Below are 18556 nucleotides of genomic sequence, written 5' to 3'. Positions count from 1 at the left end.
GGTTTCGGATGCGGTTCATTTTTTTGGAAACAGAATGCGGCGGGGTCATTTCCAGCGCTCCGCAAGGTCTGTCCAATGGGGGAAAGGGATTTCAAATCCTGCGGCGACGACTTCCGCCACCGGCCGCGGACCGATCACTTCATACCGGCTGTCCAGGCTATCCGCGCTATCTCCAAACACGGCAATCATGCCGTCCGGCACGACTTCGCCGTCCCAAAGAGGTGCGACCGGCGCGCCGTCCTTCAGCTGACCCTCAACACAGGTTCCATTGATGCAGATGCTATTGCCTGAACGGCGGACCGGATCACCGGCTACTCCGGCAATGCGCTTGGTCAGGTAAAGTTCATGCCCGCCGAATTTTCCCTCCAGAACCTCCGGCATTTCGACCGCGACGATCGTTCCCGGCCGCAGGATGAGCGGCCAGGTCACCATCGCATAGGCATTGCCTTTCAGGCTGCCGGTTGCATTCACGACCAGCCGCCCGCAGGCCAGCCCATAGTAACCCGCAGCGGTCACTGCCAGGACAGGCAGGATCAAAGCCAGCTTAGAACGCCGCATCACCCAGCACCTTTTCCATGATGATGCCGGTGACGTCGGCGGCCTGAAGGCCCACAGCCGATAGGACGGCGCCTTTACGGACAACAATTTGGCCGGTCTGGCCGGACAACCGGTCAATTTCCAACTGAACAGCCTGCTGGAACGCTGGGAGTGTGTCCCCGAATTGTTCATCCGGCACCCGGCCATTCGACCAGACCACAAACATGGTCAGGCTCTTTTCCGGGTCGAAAACCGCAACCGCTGGAGGCTCATCACGAAAGACATCCGGCAACAGCAGGAACGCAAACACTGCGGCCTGGGCCAGCGCCACAATACCAAGCGCAATGAGGGTCTTCCTCTGCCAGCTCATGCCACTTCCCCCCGCTCAACAAGGGTTTTAATGGCCTCCACTGTGCTCATTCCTTCAGCCTTGTAGTGGTTCATCCGCTCGACCGTGGAGCCTTTCGATGAGAACACCGCCAGCGAAAACGGATCGAGCAGCAGACGCCCGTAGGCAAAGCCCTCAGGCATCTGAATTGCGAGTTCGGAGAACCGGCCCTGAACCGATGTCAGCGACTTCAGGAGCATTTTCACCGGCGGGTCGATACTCTGCAGTGCATCAATGCTCTCCGGTTTCTGGGCCAGGAAAATCCGGAAGTCCGAGTTTTCCAGGCAGACGCTGGCGGCGGGGTTGGCCTTATAGTCCTGCATCGACTGCGTGCCGGTGATCAGCGCCCCGGTGTACTTCCGCGCCCGGCGCACGACACCCTCGATAAAGGCCGCTGTGCCAGTTCCTTTCAGCAGATCCCACGCCTCATCAATCACGATGGCTGTAGGCGTGGAACGGGAGGTTTTGAACATCAGTTCGGTGCCAAGGAACATGACGATCTGCAGAATGGTCGCCTCAAGACCGGCCTGCCCCTTGATGTCACTCAGCTCCACCACCGTGAACGGGGCATCCAGAGCAATATTGGCCTCGCCTTCGAAGTAGTGGCCGTAGGCCCCGCCGCGGGAATACCGGTTGAGTTTGCGCACCACATCCGGCAGCCGCGGCTCACCAGCCGCGGCATCCTGCAGCCGGTCGCGCACATCGGAGATTTCACCGTCCCGGCCTTTTTCGTCCCAGACCTGGGCAATGGCCGTGCGGATATAGTCCTCTTCAACCCCTTCAACCCGGCCGCCGGTGTGGCCGCCGAGATCAGCCATCGAGGCGACAACGCGGGTAACCAGCTCGATGGCATCGGTCTTGTATTCGTCCTGCCCCATGGCACCTGCATCGAGCAGAGAAAACGGGTTGAGGCGGTTGCGGATCTGGCCGTCAAAAGCAATGTGCTTGCCGCCCAGGATTTCCGCCGTGGTTTTGAACGAATAGCCGTCGTCAATCACCAGGACGTTGCCGCCGGAGGTGTAAATCCCCACCGCCAGTTCCTGCATGAACACTGATTTACCGGCCCCGGACTTGCCTACCACGGCGGTGTTGTAGTTGCCCGACGAACGGAAATTGTCCCACTGGAACACCTGCCCCTGACGGCCCGCCAGCAGCATTCCGGTTCCCCGGGCATTGCCCATCCACTCCCCATGCACTGGCAGGAAGGCCATTGCCGCTGTCGATTTCATAAGCCGCATACGCATCTGCCGCCCGAAGTCGGACATCATCCGGCCCGAGCAGCCGAACGGCAGGCTGGCAATGAACAAGGGAAGCTGCAGGAAAGTGTCTTTGGAGAGTTTGATCCGCTGGCGCCGGTAGATGGATTCCACCTCGCCTGCCGCCATCTGCGCCTCTGTTGCACCGCCCCTGGCGTAGGAAACGATAGTATAGAGTGTTTCAAAGAGGCGTTCGCCCGCTTGGATTTCAGCCGCCAGCCCGTCCAGCTCCGCCTTTTTCTCCGCGAAATTCGGGACAAACTTACCAAAGGAACTGTTGGCAGCGTGTTCCGCCATGCCCCGTTTCTTCAGAATGAAAGCACCGGCTTTCTGCCTTGGCATCGCCTTAAGCGTGAAGGATGTCAGAACCGGGCCGAGCGGCCGGTCCATCAGCCGGGCGGGATCGCCGTTGAGTGCCATGCCAAAGCCAAAGACCCATTCCCCCGGGTAGGCATTCACCGAAGAGACAGTAGCCGCCAGCTCTGGGCTTCCGGAGAATTGAAGGGCCTGGCTGCCAACACGCAAGGAAGCGCCGGGCAGCTGATAGTTGAGCGGCATGTTGTCGTCATAGGCTTCCTGGTCCCAGTCTTCACCGCTCCCTTCCGGGCGGGCAGCGTGGAACAGCTCCCTCAGAAGGGCGAGAAAGCGCGGCGGCTCCACATCCATCGACCAGCTGGCCGTGGCGAACACGTTCCTGAGGGCCGAGCGCATGGACTTGAGGCGCTTTTCGTCCTCAATGCCAAGCTCTTCCCCTTCCTGCCAGACCGCGACGAAGATGTGCCTGTCGAAGGGGATGGCACGGGCACCATCCTCATCAATGCCGAACCGCATTTCCTGAAGGTGGGACACCCGCTGACGGACCATTTCGTCAATCAGAGCCGAGCGGCCAAGCCGTGCCGATTGCCAGCGCCCGGCAACCGGTTCAATGGCCGGAGAGGTCCAATTCAGCACCTGAAAAGTGGCGCCGGACGGAAGGTTTGCGGCAATAACACCGCCGATGTTCTCAGGCAAATCGCTTTGACCGATCGACGCGCCCACTTCCATGAGGAAGCCGCTGCCGTGGGTAAAGTGGTAGAGCTTGTGTTCCGGATCATAGACCCGCCACGGCAGAATGTCGGAGAGCACGTCACCCTCCATCAGATCCGGCTCTTCCTCTGTCCACGGGACATCCCCGAACAGACCGTCCATTATGTCACGAACAATTTTCATTTCCTGCCCCTCTGACGGCGTTTTTGGCCCAATAAGGTATTGCGTGGAAAAGAGCGGCTTACGGCTTCAACTGCTTGCCAAGCCTTGTCACGGAAGTGGCGAACTTCCTCTACAGGGAGCCACACCGTCACTTCGACAAAACCAGCATTGCGGCGCTCTTGCCTGATCGAAACCATGCGGGCTGCTTTGTCGCTCAGGCTTGTTGAGTTGGTTTTGCTCATTACTGCCGCCACTGCCCTTCCTGGATCACGAAATGCACAAAGCGCGCCTCATGCATGATCCCGCCTTCATCAAGGATCGGCGCAATCCAGAGCGTTCCGACGACTTCCGGAGAGCGGTAGGCCGCAGCGTTGTAGGGAAAACCGCCGTCTGGCAGGCCGGTGAAGGCCCCTTTGCCCGGGAACAGCGGATTTTGTGCCAGGCTCTTCACCGCAGTGTCTTCGGGACGTTCCTGAACAGACGTCACGGCAGCGGTTCCAGTGCCGTCCACAGCACCGATAGTCGTACAGGGCGACCCTTGCTGCGCTTCACACAGAAAGTCTTTTTCTGTGTTCGGGTTGGCGCAGCCTGCGGCCAGTGCGATCAATATCAGGCTTGCGAATTTCTTCATTGGCCCAGCTCCACCCCTTCGAGAAACACGAGCTCGACCTTGGTTCCGCCATAGAGGGAGACCACCGGCTGATACTGTTCGGCCCGTTTGATGTAGTAATCTGCCAGCGTGCTGGCCGCTTCTTCCGCTCCGCCGGCCAGTGTGCCTGCGCCTGCGCTCTGCAGGATCTGACTGACCGAAGCGTTTTCCTGGCTGAGAGACGCGGTAGCTCCGGCACTCAGCCCTTTGCCCAGGCCACCCAAAGCACCTGCAATGGCCGCATTCCGGACGTTGGCGCCTTCGCGGCTGACGACGTGCCCGCGCACGCCTTCCTTGCCGGACCCGGCCATGTAGCCGGCGACTTTGGTTTCCAGAACTTCACCCTGCCGGATTACGCAGGTCATGGAGATCAGGCGCACCTTGACCCGTTCCGACGACAGATCGCCACTTGCGGATCCTTGCACCGTGCAGCCCTTCAGGTTCACCCGCGCGGGCTGACGGTTTCCAAGCGCTGCGGTCACTGCGGAGCCGGTAATCCGGAACAGAACCGGAATCGGATTGTCCCGGTTAGACACATTGGTGGCCGCATCTGCGCCCGAAAGGACAACTGCTGGCGCGTAACTGCCTGCCGGGAGGTAGCTGCCCAGGCGGCGGATCTCGCGTTCTTCCGTTTGCGGCTGCTCGATGGTGGCGAGTGTGAAACTCTGCCCGAAGTTGCTGCGTACCGAGCCCCCTTCCCCATCACCGGCTGTTTGCCCCGTCCGGCGAGGTGCGGTGCGCGTTGGGGTGCGGCGCTCGATGAAATCGCTCCCCGGCCCGAGTTCTGCAGGCTCTTGGGTCAACTGCTCTTTGCCTGGCAACTGCGCCGCGGCATTGAATGATTGCTTCGGCCCGCTTGAAGCAGGGCGGTTTTTGGCTTCAGCCAGTTGTGTTTCCAGCGTCGAGATTTTCTCGATCAGCTGCAGGATCGGTTCGTCATACTCCTGACGGATTGCTTCAGCCTGTTGTTCGGCTTCCCGACGGGACTGCTCGACCAGCTTTCGCTGCTCTTCCAGTTCCTTTTGCAACTGCTCCATTTGGATCCGCCCGGAGGTGATCCAGGACATTTCCGGTGAGGCCGCAGCCGTGCGGTCCGAAATAATCGTTTCGTCAACTGTGGGATTAGCGCGCTTTGGCAGGCCTGCACTCCCTGCTCCGCCGTTCATCAGCGAGCCAAGGACAATAAAGCCCCCTGCCACAACGGCTCCAAAAACACCAATGGCAATGATCTGGTTCTTTTTGCGGTCTTTCTGCGCCATCACTTCGCCCTCACAACAACAACCCAGGACCGCTCACCGGCAGCGAGGCTTTTTTTCTGAACCCAGACCGACAGCACGCCAGCCCGGTAAAACTCCTGTTCCCGAACCTGCCGAGGCGACTTGCCAGCCGCAGCCACACGAACCTCGCCAACCAGCTCACCGGTGCGGTGCGAGGTAATCAGCGCACCATGGCGAGCGCTGCCCGGGCGCGGGCTGCGGATCTTCGATCTGATGGTGTCGCGGGTCGCGGCTGTCAGCTGAGCCGCAAGGCCGCCGCCGCCGCCAAGTGAGGTGCCGGCGAAGCCGCCGCTGCCCGCAGCAGCCTCCGGTTCCGGGTTCTTGCTTCTGACGGTGATCAGCGCGGTTTGCGTGCTCGCGCGGATCGGCAGGATTTCATAGGCAACCGTCAGGCCCTTTTCCGTGACCAGATAGCCGCCTTCCTTTTCCGGCATCCCTTCCGGGCCTGCATATTTGAGGAATAAATCCCCGGTCTTTTCGTCGTTGCGGACCTGATAAACCGAAGCCTCATTGTCGTTGACAATCGACGTGATCCGGTCGCCCACAACACTGACGCGGGTAATGCCGGTGACAGATGCCTTGAAGCGGACAAGGCCATCCTCAGAGACGGTAAAACGCTGATCTGCCGCATTCACCGGGCAAGCCGCCACCAGCCCGGCTGCGAGGACCGCAGCCAGTTTCAAAGTCTTCATCATGGTCAGCTTCACTCCTCCGCTGAGATTTTCCCGATAGCGGCGAGCCGGACTGAACCGGCCTGCGGCTTGAACCGGATCAAAATCCGGCGGTCTTCGCGGGTGACTTGAGTTGTTTCCAGGTAGGTGGCGAGGTCGCCTTCCACCACCACTTCATAGCTGGCAAAGTTGTGCTCGATCTTCCGGGGAAAGAAGACGGTCGAGATCTTGCGTTCGGTGATGTCCTTGGCAATCCGGTCGTAAGTATCCAGGATGCTGGCCCGCTCAGCTGGGCCGCTCAGCCGCTCCAGGACGCTGCGCCCGTAATGAAGGGTCCGGGGCGAGCTGTTGTACATCGCATAGACCGCATCCAGCGCCAGTGCCTCAACATAGCCTTTGTCCACCGTGCCGCGCGCCACCATCCCGTCGCTGACGGTGGTAGGCACAAGAACCACCTGATTGGACTGCGAATAGAGCTTGGCCGACAGCATCACGACGGCACCAACCAGTCCAGCCGATACAACACCCAGAGTTAGTACCGCTTTCCGGGAGCGGTTCAGGGCTTTGTTCATGTTCTGAAAGTTCATCACGCCCTCCAGGCGCTGACAGCGCTATCCGGGAAGGACCGATAGATGGTGATCTCTTTCGGAGTGATCCAATAGAGAAGAGCCAGCAGCCCATGCAATCCACGCTCGCCCTTCACACGTTTCCAGATGAAATAAAACGCAAGCCCGGCTGCGAAGCCAAAAAACGCCTGACGGCCCAAGAGGCCCAGTACAATAGGAAACATTCCGGCCACCGCTTCATCGGCAGGCAGGAAAAAGAACTGCGGCGGGTCTTGCAGCCTCTGTTCCACTTTGACGACCTTGTCCATGCCTCTTCCTTTCAGGAATTGCTTCCCGCACCCGAAGGCGCGGGAAGCAGGTCCAGATCACTGAGTGACGGTTTCCGAAACAGGGGCCTCCACGGCCGACAGCTCCAGAAGATCGGTGCTTGCAGTCACACCGCCGAGGCTGGTGGCGGTTTGGACGCCGTAGCCCAGGAAAACCGCAACACCGATGGCAATGAACACATGGCCCCAGCGGCCGGTAACTGCCAGAGTTGCGCCACCGATAATCACAGACAGGATCAAGATGACGTAGCCACCTGCACCATCGAGAATGGTGTTCAGGTCCTGGCCGAGCGCATAGAAACCGGCTTCAACACCGGTGTCCGAACCGGCCGCCATTGCGCTGGTTCCAGCCACAGCCACTACCGCAGCCATCGCGGCAGTCTTCAGGGTCTTCGAAATGTGCATATTTGGGTCCTTTCAGTTTAAGTGGATGCACAGGGGGCGTCCCGCAGCGGTAAGCCGCGGGTCACCGCTCTGTGCAGAGCGGGTTTTGGATTGCGAGTGGTGGACGCTGGGTGGAGAGACTGAGCGCTGCTCTGCCGGGCATTGGACGGAAAACCGGGGGGTGTTCAGCCGCTGAAACGCGTCGGGGCTGCGCCGGAGCTTAGTATTGAATGTTCATAGGAGAGCAAAATCTGAGTGGCAGGGGGCAAGTATTGGTTGTTGGCGCCTACTGCTTAGACAATTTGAAGTATTCGCGAAACCTGCCAATCTAACCCCGGTCAAAACGGCATGTCGTAACGGGTATATTAATAACTTTCAGTGAGTTACAGCGCCCGCCTTCGCAAGTTATGTGTAGGGCAGATCGGCAGCTATAATTCCCGGTATGCGAGTGGTAGGCAGGCACGACGTTCTCTCAAGGCACTTGGATATCTGTTATGGCATCGTTGCTTCCGTTTTCCCGCCGCCGGGATACCGCTTCCGGGAAAGCCCCGGTTGTTTTTGAGCGCGTAGAGCTTGATGTCCGAAGTGGCTGCGGAACTTCCAGCTCAATGGCGGAACTGCTGGATCAAATCGAAGCCGCCACTTCTCTGGATGTTCTTAGACACAGGATCACACCTCAAATTAGTCAGCTCTTTAATGCGGATCACATCATTTATTTTTGCGTGTGTAGTTCCGGTAGCCGATATGTCTGGGGAACCTACCCGGCGGAGTGGATCAAGCAGTACCTTGAGCAAGGATACTTCAGTGTCGACCCTGTTTTTCAAGGCTGCCGAAATTGCTTCCACCCTATTGACTGGAGACGCCTGGATTGGTCCCACGTGTCCGCGCGAAAGTTCCAGGCTGACGCGCAGGCGCACGGTCTCGGAAATCAGGGGATTTCAATCCCCATACGCGGCCCTCACGGTCAGTTTGCTGTGTTCTCGGTCAACAGGTCCTGCAGCGACGAAACCTGGCATGAGTTCACCGGCCAACGGACCAGGGATCTAATATTGACCGCGCATGCTTTCAACGAAAGGGTCTTGCAATTGCAGCCGGATCTGGTTCCGCAAGCCGTCCCGCATCTCGGAAAGAGGGAGATCGATGCTCTGGCTTTGCTGGCCAGAGGATGCAGCCGGGCGGAAGCAGCGGCTAAACTGAATATTTCGGAAAGCACCCTGCGGACTTACATCGAAACAGCGAGAAACAAGCTTTCTGCCGCGAACACAACTCAGGCTGTGGCGATTGCCGCCAGCCGGGGGCTGATTGTAGTGTGATATCTGCGGTTTCCACAATTCGGTGCCGTGAAATGAAACGCAGGCGTTCAGTGCGCTTCGTTCTCGGGCGAAGATGTCTTTGGCTGTCTTAGCCCAGGTGAAAGGCTTCGGCTTGGTGTTGTGCAGCAGCAGCTAGTCGTAGATAGCGGCTTCAATCCCGATGCTGCCCATATGCGGCTACGATCGATGGCCAAATGCGTACTACCGCAGACATCGTGGGACGGCTCCAATGCGTGGCTTTGGACGGGAGTATGCGAACCTCCCGGATCGCATCTACCCTCGCCATTCTCTGCCCAGAATGAGCATCAACCTGCCCTAGCTTCGTTACAATTTCCACGCACTTGTGACGCTTGTCTGCCATCTTGGATCCGTGGTGCCCGCCGGTAACCTTGGGCAGCAGAGAAAAGAGTTTACCGGCTGTTGGAGTTCATCTCATTTCTGGTCCGGGCATCATGCGACCTTTCGGGTTTTGTGGGCCCACCCCGGAATCTGGGGTACCTTGGGTGACTATTCCTGACGGTTGCCGAGGCCCACGGCCAACGGGGGGTAGAGTTGCTGCGCCCTTCAGCCTGAAGTTCTTCAACTGCCGCCAAATGCGCAAAATTGCCCAAATTCTAAGCGAGCGCGTGATTTCTTTGCGCAACCGGTGCCAGGGAATGTACGAATTCTATTGCTTTCTACCGCGTTCGGCTAACTTCGCGGAAGCCAACAGACGCCTGGAGCATCTCGTCGCCGAGCTGAACCAGGCCTTGCATGGCAAACGGTTGGAGAAACTGAGCGAGGACGAACGGCAGCTGGCCTTCGAGGATCTCGAGACTGCAGTGGCCGAGGTCGAGACGCAGCAGGACGCGCAGACGTCCACCGGTCCGGCGCCGCGCAGGGCAGCCCGCCGCAACCGGGGCAATCTGCCCAAGGACCTGCCGCGGATCGAGAAGGTGATCGAGCCGGACAGCCTGGATTGCCCATGCGGGTGCGGCGAGATGCACCGGATCGGCGAGGACCGCACCGAGCGGCTGGACATTATTCCCGCGCAGCTCCGCGTCATCGGTAAGCGATGGGGTCTTTAGGTTAGAAAAATTGGAAATCCATCAATAGTTTCTCTGATTGATCAAAAAAACCGATGTTTGCTGACTTCCGGATTTCAGCCCGATTTTCTGAATATCGCATTGTTTGAGATAGACTGTGCCACTGCCTGCTTAAACGCAGTTTGACTCACCGGAGCACTAAGCGACACATCGCAAAGCGACATGCGTTCGGTGCTGAAATCATGTCTGGTAAAGTCCTGTGACACCAGAATAGTTGGCAGGTCTCTCTTCACTGACCGCATCAACAGCAGTCTTTCAGCGATACAATCTACCTCATCAAAGCCATCCATGAATACCGCCAGCAAGCCCCAGCGTCCTGGAGAATCTGCGATGGCCTGAAGGGCGCGGTCGACGGTGTTTGTGAGGACAACTTCACCACCGAGTTTTTCGAGCCAGCGCGCCAGTTCCAGCACCGGCTGGTGTTTTGAGCTGGCCAGAAGAAACGGTCCGCCGCCGAGGATGTACGGTTCAACAACCGTGGGATAGCCGTCAATACTCCGATTGTCTGGTTCTTTCGGTTTTTTCGTCAGCGACGGTTGCTGTGGCTCGTAAATCTGCCAGTTCGCACCATTTGGGTCCACTTGAGAAAACCACTTGGGACTACGTGGGATACAAACCATTCCAACGAATTTTTTAACGGCTCCGCTGGCTAAGTGTCTAGCGGTTTCCAGCGCAGTTGCTGTTTTTTGACGTGCCATAAGCGTTTCCAGACGTATTTTGCGCGTTTCTAGAAGTCGCAAGCATACATTACTTTAGTCCGCCTTTAATGAGTGCGCAATAATTATTTATAGATGAATTTCCAAAAATGGATTTATTTCATAAATTGAAAACCACCGGCTAGCGTCGGTAGGATCGGCGATGTGATTTTGCAAGTACTGAAGTACGATGTCTTCGGTAACAGCGCCGTTGGTGGTTGAAAAGGACTCTGTTGCACAAATCCGGTGAGGAATTTATCTTGTGAATCCAGCGTGATAGCTGGGTCGGATGAGAAGACCGATACCGCCGACTTACAAGACCAGGAATTGGCCAGCCTATAACGACGCACTCAAGTGCCGTGGCTCGCTGACGATCTGGTTTGACCCCGAGATGAGTTGGGATGCTGTGCCTGCGGGCAAACGCGGCCGACGACAGACGTACAGCGATGTGGCCATACAGACCTGCCTGTCGATTAAGGTATTGTTCGGCATGGCGTTGCGGCAAACGGCTGGCTTTGTCGAGAGCCTACTGCGCGTGGCCGGCCGCAGCTGGGCGGAGCCGGATTCCAGCACGCTGTCCCGCCGCCAGAAAACCTCGCCCGTGGACATTCCCTATCGCGTGTCAATTGGATCTCAATTTTCCCCAAAACGGGCAGGTCAAAAATCCCCAGTTTAGCGGTTTCGGTTGTCAGCCGGTTCAGTGACTTGTTGTTCCATTCTTGGGTGGGCGGCCGCGCCGTTTCGGCGGCGGCGGTGGTGTGATGGGTGCATTTGTGCGGGTGTGCTCTGGGATCAGATCGGTATGGCCACGCAGGCGGTAGCTGGCGCCTTCAATCTGGACGACAACGGCGTGGCGCAGCAGCCGATCCAGGAGCGCGGTGGCAACAACCGGATCACCGAAGACCTCGCCCCACTCGGCAAAGCCCCGGTTCGATGTCAGGATCATGGCTCCCTTTTTGTAGCGGGCGTTCACGAGCTGGAAGAGCGGGTTCGCGCCGCCCTGAGTGATGGGCAAGTATCCGATCTCATCGACGATCAAGAGCGATGGCCGGGCATAGAAGCGGATTTTGTCTGCCAGCCGGCCTTCCCGTTCGGCTTTGACCAAGGCCTCTATCAGTTCAGCCAAAGTCGCGCGATAGACCTGCTTTCCAGCCTTCCCCGTGGCATCAGACCCGGCGCGCTATCGATACCTGGGATTTGCCGGTGCCGGGCGGGCCAAGGAAGTGCACGACCTCTGCCCGGCGGATGAAGTCGAGCTGGGCCAGCGCGGCAATCCGCTCGCGGTCGGTGTCAGGATGCTGTCTTTGTCCACAGGACTTGCCATGACGCGAATTCCGAGGGGCGCACTTGAAAACGAGCAAAATTACCCTCATGCAAACTGTTGAGCTCTTCCTCGACGATGTCAGCAAACCTTTCGCGATCCTGTAATTCGATCCTGCCTTGTGCCCATTGTGCGCCCCCTGCAGCAGCCGCCTTCAAACTCGTGCTCGTCACGAAGCCGCTCAAAAATCCGCTTGGCAGTGTGGCGCTGCTTGCGCGGTCGCTCCCGGTCTTCCGAAAGCCACTGATCAATGATCCCGGTAAACTCGTCCAGCTTCGGGCGCTGGATCGGTGTCGTCCGCGGATAGCCCGGCGGCACCGAAAACACGATCATCTTATCAACGCTATCCCGCGAGATCCCGAAATGACGGGCAATCGCTCTCTTGCTCATGCCCTTGCGGAAATACACATGGCGAACCTTCCGATAAAGTTCCACGGTGAAAGTGCTCCCGCCCTCCCTGAAACCAGAAAGGGCCAAAACTGGCCGGTTTTTACGCCGCCCGCAGCAGGATCATCCCGCCGCTGCCGTGGACGACTTTCGCACCACCGCTTACAAGCTTTACAGCCGCCTTCGGAGCCGACAAAAAGGTAAATATTACGGCCTTTGGCGATAGGCTTCATGGCCCATGCCGCAGTGTTTTTGTCAAGTTCCAGAATGCCGTGCTCCAGATACAGGGTATTCGTGAGTTGTACGACCTGTTCCTCATCCGAGGTCAGGGTATTGGCTCAATCACTATAACCTCAGGTATTCAAGCGTCCGATTGAGCAGATTACGTTCACGGTCGTAGAAGTCTTGGTCGCTCTCTCCTTCTCTCGGACCACGAGACAAAGCGCGTGCTAATTCGAAGAAGCCCTGACCTGGCAGGTTGCCGCGTCCGCGGCTAACGACGCGGGTGGCGATGAAAGGGCGGCCAGCCGCCGCGTCTTCCCGCATCGTCGTTTCCAGCGCGCCAGTGATAAGACGAACCGAGCCCGGCACCCAGAGTCCGAGCGCGCGCGCCAGCGTTCCGTATGTGATTGGTGTTTGGACGGGAGCAAGCCCTGCGAGATGGTCGCGCACGCGGTCGGCGAGGTCACGTTCACGATCCGACGCGTCTCCGGTTTCGCGCGGCGGCGGGATTTCCCGAGCCGATCCGTCGCTCAGTACCTCGGCCGCCCAGGCTCGGCTGGCCGTGCGCAGAATGACTCTGGTCTTGCTGGCGTCCGCGCCCTCTCCGGCTTCCGTCACCCCGGTCACCTCACCCGTGCGCAGACCTTCGTGCAGGGTCTGCGGGGTCAGGCCCAGCTTCGGCGCAAGATACACCGGATCGACGGTAATCTGCCCGCCGGTCCGGCCAATCACGCCGTCGGGAATCGGACGGTCAAGTACCGGCGACAGCCCGCCGCCTCGCGTGTAGAATGGATTTCTCCCGGCTGCATGGTCAGTCACGTCCACGATCTCGCGGATCTGGGGCAGTGCCGCGCGGAGCATCCGCTCCACTCCCTGCCGTAGCGTGGCGGAGGAGGCCGCGCAGCCCTGGCAGCCGCCGGACATCCGCAAATAGACCGTGCCGCCGTCAACACGATCTGCGGAGATTTGTCCCCCATGGGCCGCGACGGCAGGGTTGACCTGCCGGTCCAGAAGAGACTTCACCTCTATGAGAAGCGCCATGTCAGGGTCGGTGCCCCCCGCGCTTTCGTCGATCCCGAGCGGGGCAGCTGTTTCGTCAAGCACTTGGCGGATCGCCGCAGCGATGACAGGCTTCAGCGCGGTCCAATCGGCGGTAGCGTCCCTTTTCACCCAGACCGTGGCCCCGCTCACCTCAACCCGTGACACGCCGGGTATGGCGAAAAGCGCACACGCCAGCGGGACATCACCCGGCTCGTCAAATCGGGCGGACGCTCCCCGCTGCACTGGCGCATCAAGGACGAAGCCCATAACGAAGTCGTCGCTTGCCAAACCTTGCGCTCGGATGCGGCGGCGGGTCGTTGCATCAGACATCTTCGAGCTCCGTGCCTTGCATCGAGCGGAGCGCCTTGAAGGTGTAGATCCCGGTGTCGTGTCCATCGCTGAAGGCCATGCCTAGCGCATAGTTCCCGACGCTCCAAATCCGTGTGATCCCGATATCGAACGGCACTCGGTCGGAGTCCAGGAGCCGCGCGCTCGTCATCTCATCCTGGCATTGTGCGCAGGGGCAGACGAGACGCAGATCACGCGGGGCAAGACGTTGCTCGACGCCATCCGCCCAGCGAAGGATCAGACCCACGTCATGGTGATCGAGTCCGGCAAGGCAGTCGGCTGGGCCGCCCGTGCTAGCCTGCGCGGGAGAGGGTTTGCCCGAGCCGTCGGCGAGCGACCAAGCGAAGGGCATCGCGATACCCCCCTCGGCCTTCCCAGTCCGCGCAAGCGTGACTGCTATCTGCTTGTACGCTTGCGCGGCCGGGCTTTCGGGTGCGGCAACGATCAATGGCCTGCCATCGTCGCCACAATCCACCACGTTGGGATCGAGTGGAATCTTGCCCAGAAACGCCACGCCCAGGTCATTTGCGATGGCTTCACCGCCGCCCTGATGGAAGATATGCGTGACCGTCCCGCAGGACGGGCACGTGAACCCGCTCATGTTCTCGATCACGCCGAGGATCGAAACACTGACCTGTTCCATCATTCTCAGCCCACGCCGGGCAATCTTCAGGCTCACGTCCTGTGGAGTGCTGACCACCACCGCGCCGGACAGTGGAAAGGCCTGCGCCAGCGTCAGCTGGATGTCGCCAGTCCCCGGCGGGAGGTCCAGCAGAAGCACGTCCAAAACGCCCCAATTCACCTGTCTGACGAACATCTGCAGGTATTTCGCCACCATAGGCCCGCGCAGTATCGCGGGCTTGTCATCGTCGGTCAGCATGGCCATTGAGATGACCTTTACGCCATGCGCTTCGGCCGGGATAACCTTCTGTTCCGGCCCCAAGGCGGGCTTGTCCGAGGCGATCCCCAGCATTCGGGGGATAGACGGGCCGTAGATGTCAGCATCCACGACGCCGACAGACAGACCTGCATCGGCCATGGCAACGGCAATGTTCGCGGTGACGGTGGACTTGCCCACGCCGCCCTTGCCGCTGCTAATGGCGATCATACGGGGGAGCGAGGTTTGCTCAAGTTGCGCCATGACGGTCTTCTTCATTCTGTGCGCCGAACGCCGGACCAAGATAACTGCCACACAGTTTGTCGATATCAGCGGCTGCCAACTCCACCGCCATGCAGGCACAAAAGGCCGTGCCCCCAGAGGTCCCGAAGTGGCTACAGTCCCGGCAAGTACCGAACGCGGGCACACCCCTTTGGCCAGCCAGCGCGGAGGCCAGTCTCGACAGCGTGTCCAGAAACCGATCGCGTTCCGCGGTTTCCAATTGCTTGATCACGCTTACTAGATCGCGGAGCGGATCGTAGGCCAGCATCTCATAGGCCGTTTCCGTCAAGTCGAAGCAGACGCTGCGGCCGTCTCTCTCCGAGCGCCGCCGCGTAATCAGACCCCGGCTCTCGAGCGACTTGATGATCTGAGAGGCAGTGCCCCGCGTCGTCGCCTGGAAGTTGGCGAAGCTCGAAGGGGTGCGCGTGCTGCCATTAGCACGCGCAAAGAAGCGCAGGCAGGTCCACTGCGCGGCCGTTAGTTCGGAGCGCCCATCTTCGATCCGTGTCGCCCGGCCGACATGGGTGAGCAGTTCCGCAATGCGATCCGGTGTCTGGAACTCATCAATCATGCCATACTGGTATCGAATCTAAACTATTTTGACAATAGCAATGCGGCTATAATAGTGTCGCTTCAAAATCAAATGACGGTGACATATGGACAAGCCTATACGGAACTGGGGAAGCCGCGCGCACCGCGTACGCAGTACTGGCATGCTGTCTGCGGACGAGGAGCGCTATCTGGTCCGAGCCTGGCAGGAACATGGCGACAGCCGCGCGCGCAACAGGTTGATCAACGCCTTCGCCCCCATGGCTGCATCCTTTGCAAAGCGGTTCAAGCCGGGTTCCGGAGAGGTCGATCCGGATCTGGTCCAACAGGCAAACATTGGACTGATGAAAGCCGCAGATCGCTTTGATCCCGCTCGCGAAAATCGCTTCGCGACCTATGCGGTCTGGTGGGTGCGTGCGGAGGTGCAAGCCTACAAAAGGGCGAACATGTCAATTGTCAGGCCGCCCAATTCCCCGCAAATACGCAGGGCGGCCGTACAAATTGCGGCCCTTGATGCCGAGATGGCCGCCAATCCCCGGATCGACCGCGCGGAAGCCGACGCGCGGCTCGCCAATTCGCTTGGCGTCGACGCCAAACGGGTGGATGAGTTGCGCGCACAAGTCACGAGTCGGGACCACTCCCTGAATGTCCCCGCCTTCGGTGACGAGAGCGAGGACCGTATCGCCCTCCTGGTCGATCCGGATAGTCTCGGAGATCCGGCGCCCCTGCAGAGGTTGGAGACAGCGGTCCTGCGCCGCAAGCTCGTCGAAGCGCTATCCGCCTTGCCAGATCGTGAACGCGACATCGTCGTCGCGACGCAGCTCCACGACCCTCCTGCAACCTTGGAAGCTCTCAGTGCGCGATACGGTATTTCGAGGGAACGCGTCCGGCAGCTGCGCGAACGTGGTTTCGGGAAATTGCGGGAGGCCATGCGCCAACGAGATCTGACGCCGGAGAGCTTCTTGTAGCGCCGCGCAGCCGGTGCGCTTGCATATTCGCTCAAGCGTCGCCACCACGTCCTCCCCGCGATATGTGAACCGAGCATCAAGCACCGGGACATAGCGTGAGAAGGTGTCGACGACCGTCAGAACCCGAAGTTTCCGGCCTGTCGCCAGCTGATCATGAACGAAGTCCCTTCCGGCAGATTGCGCTTGCGCAATCGCCTTTCGGGCAACGCATAGCCCAGACGTCGTTGGGGCTGACGGCTTCCTTGCGGTCATCCCGCAGTTTGGCCTTCACCCGGCGCTTGGGCGTTTTGTTCCGAAGCTGCATGCCCAACTCCTTGTAAATGCGGTATGTCTTCTTCGCATTGATCTCCCAGCCTTCGCGCCGCAGCAGCACATGCACCCGCCTGTAGCCGAAGCGCACACGGGTCTGGCAAATCTCCCGGATCCGCTGTTCCAAAGCGGCCTGCCCGGGCCGGCGGGATTTGTAGCGATAGGTTCTGGGATCGAACCGGATCACTTCGCAGGCCCGGCGGATCGACACCTGCCAATCCGCCCGCATCCCGTCGACCAGCGTTCTTTTCCGGGCAGGCCTCAAAGCTTTCGCTTGATGACGTCCTGCAGCATTTCCTTGTCGAGCGCGAGATCCGCGACGATCTTCTTCAGGCGCGCGTTCTCCTGCTCGAGCTCCCTGAGCCGCCTCATCTCGGATGGCATCAGGCCAGCGTATTTTTTCTTCCAATTGAAGAACGTCGCCGTGCTGATCCCTGCCTTGCGGCAAACCTCGGCAACGGACGTGCCGTCCTCCGTCTGCTTGATGATGAACGCCTTCTGCGCGTCCGTGAACTTTGATGCCTTCATGCGTTTCCGCTCCTCTCCCAGCCACGGATTCTCTGCGGGAAACTCTAATCGAAACCGAGGCTGATTTCGGGGATCACATCACTCCGTCATCCACCCGTCCTTAGAAAGCGCTGAACAAATTTTCTGAGCTTCTTTCCCAGTGCTCTACCAGGTCAGCCCCGCTTGCAACGATTTGTTGGGTTTCGTTCAACTCAAAAAGATCGGATGATAAAAGGGAAACCGCTCGATAGATATCAATGGGTTTTGGTAGAAGTCGCATATTCGCAACAATCGGAGGACGCTCCAAGTGGTGTGCTACGTTGGTCAGCACAAAGGCTATTGTCAGCCCCATAACCTCTGGGTACTGCCTTGCAAGGGAGTACACGACTCTATGCGGTGGTTCACCATGTTCTATCAGCTGTTTCGCAGCGAATTCTTCTAGTTCACCAAGAAGTTGTTGAGCTAACAAACTTCGCACCTTCACGTCTTAAAACAACCATTAACCAAATATAAACCTTTCCTTAGGGAAATCTTCAAATTTCAGCTCGAAGAGCTTCCCACTTCAGGCAAACGCCACTGGCAAGAGCTGATCACAGGTTCGGTTACAACGTCTCCTTCGGGCTGCGAGCGACCTAATGCACCTGCGGCAACTTAGCGGAGCATCAACGACGTGTGTGGGTTGCGCCTGCATTGCAAGCGCTTTCTGCAGTGATCGCGGCGGTCCGTCAGTACCGTCGTGTGTCCGGCCTGTTCGCGCAGCCTGCGTTGCGGGCTGCTGGCCTTGATGAATTCCACAAGCAAGGTTCCTATCGGCTAAACGACCTCGGAGGGCCATTGCCGGGGTGTCCTGGCTTTTGGTTGACTTAGGCCGCAGGCATCAGGCGGACATCATGGCCCAGCCTGCTGAGCTCCCGGCCCCAGTAATGGACGGAGCCGCAGGCTTCCATGCCGACGACACAGCGCGGAAGAGCTTCGAAAAATGCGAGCAGTTTCGCGCGTTTGATCTTTTTGTTGAAAATCTTGCGGCCGGCGGTGGAAATCCCGTGAACCTGGAACACGTCCTTGGCCAGATCCAGTCCAACTGTTTTAACTGTCATTGGGTGGCTCCTTTCCTAGCAGTCGTTGATAACTGCAGTATGGCGCATTGCGACGCCGGTGGAGCAGGAGCCACCCACTCCATCCGCTGAGGGCTGAGGCCGTGTGGAAACTCACCGTTATTAGGGACCATGGCCTCGTTCCCGAGCAACTTCGGCGTTGATCTGCAAATGGACGGCGAGGTTGAACTGCCTTTCAGGACGGTATCGCTTTCCTCAGCCCGCGAACACCAACCAGAGGGATCATTCTCTTCATGTTGTAGGCAAGAACGTTCAATGCCATCTCCGTTCGGACGTTCTTGAATCGCCGCGTCAG

At 59.0% G+C, this 18556-nt stretch carries 18 protein-coding genes and 5 pseudogenes; 4 read left to right on the top strand and 19 right to left on the bottom strand.

The features are described 5' to 3' along the window. Positions 1–45: 45 nt before the first annotated feature. From ACFMBG_RS22510 to ACFMBG_RS22465, 10 genes are read right to left on the bottom strand one after another with little or no spacing between them, the layout of a single operon-like run. Entirely contained in the window at positions 46–558 is a 513-nt protein-coding gene (locus tag ACFMBG_RS22510) for a S26 family signal peptidase (RefSeq protein WP_421056903.1), read from the bottom strand. Continuing rightward, positions 545–907 carry a hypothetical protein gene (locus ACFMBG_RS22505; RefSeq protein WP_421056902.1) on the bottom strand — a complete coding sequence of 121 codons (363 nt, stop codon included), beginning with the start codon at positions 905–907 and terminating at the stop codon, positions 545–547. Before ACFMBG_RS22505 ends, ACFMBG_RS22510 begins: the two co-directional genes overlap by 14 nt. After that, on the bottom strand, positions 904–3390 hold the full coding sequence (locus ACFMBG_RS22500) for a TraC family protein (protein WP_421056901.1): 2487 nt from the start codon (positions 3388–3390) through the stop codon (positions 904–906). Before ACFMBG_RS22500 ends, ACFMBG_RS22505 begins: the two co-directional genes overlap by 4 nt. Next, positions 3387–3611 (bottom strand): hypothetical protein, encoded by a 225-nt coding sequence (locus ACFMBG_RS22495; protein ID WP_174148919.1) that lies wholly within the window; start codon positions 3609–3611, stop codon positions 3387–3389. The genes ACFMBG_RS22500 and ACFMBG_RS22495 overlap by 4 nt, the downstream gene beginning before the upstream one ends. After that, positions 3611–4000, bottom strand: a complete 390-nt coding sequence (locus ACFMBG_RS22490) for a TraV family lipoprotein (RefSeq protein WP_421056900.1) — start codon at positions 3998–4000, stop codon at positions 3611–3613. The genes ACFMBG_RS22495 and ACFMBG_RS22490 overlap by 1 nt, the downstream gene beginning before the upstream one ends. After that, a complete protein-coding gene (locus ACFMBG_RS22485) occupies positions 3997–5277 on the bottom strand; it encodes a TraB/TrbI/VirB10 family type IV secretion system protein (protein ID WP_421056899.1) in 1281 nt (426 codons plus the stop codon). The genes ACFMBG_RS22490 and ACFMBG_RS22485 overlap by 4 nt, the downstream gene beginning before the upstream one ends. Beyond that, positions 5277–5990: a TraK domain-containing protein gene (locus tag ACFMBG_RS22480; protein ID WP_421056898.1), complete on the bottom strand. Its 714-nt coding sequence runs from the start codon at positions 5988–5990 to the stop codon at positions 5277–5279. The genes ACFMBG_RS22485 and ACFMBG_RS22480 overlap by 1 nt, the downstream gene beginning before the upstream one ends. Positions 5991–5998: 8 nt before the next feature. After that, positions 5999–6553 (bottom strand): TraE/TraK family type IV conjugative transfer system protein, encoded by a 555-nt coding sequence (locus ACFMBG_RS22475; protein ID WP_421056897.1) that lies wholly within the window; start codon positions 6551–6553, stop codon positions 5999–6001. After that, positions 6553–6840, bottom strand: coding sequence for a type IV conjugative transfer system protein TraL (traL, locus tag ACFMBG_RS22470; protein WP_035919424.1), 288 nt, complete (start codon positions 6838–6840; stop codon positions 6553–6555). Before traL ends, ACFMBG_RS22475 begins: the two co-directional genes overlap by 1 nt. 57 nt (positions 6841–6897) lie before the next feature. After that, positions 6898–7263, bottom strand: coding sequence for a hypothetical protein (locus tag ACFMBG_RS22465; RefSeq protein WP_174148915.1), 366 nt, complete (start codon positions 7261–7263; stop codon positions 6898–6900). 587 nt (positions 7264–7850) lie between these two features. Here ACFMBG_RS22465 and ACFMBG_RS22460 point away from each other — a divergent pair. Beyond that, complete coding sequence (locus ACFMBG_RS22460; protein WP_421056896.1) at positions 7851–8555, top strand: helix-turn-helix transcriptional regulator; 705 nt, start codon at positions 7851–7853, stop codon at positions 8553–8555. Positions 8556–9265: 710 nt separating this feature from the next. Then, positions 9266–9601 (top strand): annotated as a pseudogene (locus ACFMBG_RS22455) (IS66 family transposase); the annotation flags it as partial. Positions 9602–9696: 95 nt separating this feature from the next. On the opposite strand, the gene ACFMBG_RS22450 reads toward ACFMBG_RS22455, so the two are convergent. Next, a complete protein-coding gene (locus ACFMBG_RS22450) occupies positions 9697–10338 on the bottom strand; it encodes a hypothetical protein (protein WP_421056895.1) in 642 nt (213 codons plus the stop codon). 286 nt (positions 10339–10624) lie between these two features. Between ACFMBG_RS22450 and ACFMBG_RS22445 the strand changes: the two are divergent. Beyond that, positions 10625–10966: pseudogene (locus ACFMBG_RS22445) on the top strand (transposase); the annotation flags it as partial. A 66-nt stretch (positions 10967–11032) separates the two neighbouring features. Here the strand turns inward: ACFMBG_RS22445 and ACFMBG_RS22440 are convergent. The 6 genes and pseudogenes from ACFMBG_RS22440 to ACFMBG_RS22415 all read right to left on the bottom strand — a co-directional run bounded on the left by ACFMBG_RS22440 (position 11033) and on the right by ACFMBG_RS22415 (position 15384). Continuing rightward, positions 11033–11461 (bottom strand): ATP-binding protein, encoded by a 429-nt coding sequence (locus ACFMBG_RS22440; protein ID WP_421056894.1) that lies wholly within the window; start codon positions 11459–11461, stop codon positions 11033–11035. Between the two features lie 40 nt (positions 11462–11501). Then, the gene (locus tag ACFMBG_RS22435) at positions 11502–11708 is read right to left on the bottom strand and encodes an ATP-binding protein (RefSeq protein WP_421056893.1); all 207 of its coding nucleotides are present in this window, start codon (positions 11706–11708) and stop codon (positions 11502–11504) included. Positions 11709–11803: 95 nt separating this feature from the next. Further along, a pseudogene (locus ACFMBG_RS22430) lies at positions 11804–12091 on the bottom strand (IS21 family transposase); the annotation flags it as partial. A 297-nt stretch (positions 12092–12388) separates the two neighbouring features. After that, positions 12389–13636, bottom strand: coding sequence for a DUF6522 family protein (locus tag ACFMBG_RS22425; protein ID WP_421056892.1), 1248 nt, complete (start codon positions 13634–13636; stop codon positions 12389–12391). Then, positions 13629–14810, bottom strand: coding sequence for a P-loop NTPase (locus tag ACFMBG_RS22420; protein ID WP_421056891.1), 1182 nt, complete (start codon positions 14808–14810; stop codon positions 13629–13631). The genes ACFMBG_RS22425 and ACFMBG_RS22420 overlap by 8 nt, the downstream gene beginning before the upstream one ends. Continuing rightward, a complete protein-coding gene (locus tag ACFMBG_RS22415; RefSeq protein ID WP_421056890.1) occupies positions 14782–15384 on the bottom strand; it encodes a MarR family winged helix-turn-helix transcriptional regulator in 603 nt (200 codons plus the stop codon). The genes ACFMBG_RS22420 and ACFMBG_RS22415 overlap by 29 nt, the downstream gene beginning before the upstream one ends. Before the next feature lie 85 nt (positions 15385–15469). Between ACFMBG_RS22415 and ACFMBG_RS22410 the strand changes: the two genes are divergently transcribed. Next, positions 15470–16330 (top strand): sigma-70 family RNA polymerase sigma factor, encoded by an 861-nt coding sequence (locus ACFMBG_RS22410; RefSeq protein ID WP_421056889.1) that lies wholly within the window; start codon positions 15470–15472, stop codon positions 16328–16330. Positions 16331–16339: 9 nt separating this feature from the next. Here the strand turns inward: ACFMBG_RS22410 and ACFMBG_RS22405 are convergent. Continuing rightward, a pseudogene (locus tag ACFMBG_RS22405) lies at positions 16340–17167 on the bottom strand (IS3 family transposase); the annotation flags it as partial. Positions 17168–18012: 845 nt separating this feature from the next. Then, positions 18013–18243, bottom strand: a pseudogene (locus tag ACFMBG_RS22400) (IS110 family transposase); the annotation flags it as partial. Positions 18244–18556 lie beyond the last annotated feature (313 nt).

The sequence above is a fragment of the Leisingera coralii genome, from assembly GCF_049056525.1.
GTDB classification, from domain to species: Bacteria; Pseudomonadota; Alphaproteobacteria; order Rhodobacterales; family Rhodobacteraceae; genus Leisingera; species Leisingera coralii.
The sequence above is the reverse complement of the archived record's forward strand: the minus strand, read 5'-3'. Positions and strand labels throughout refer to the sequence as shown.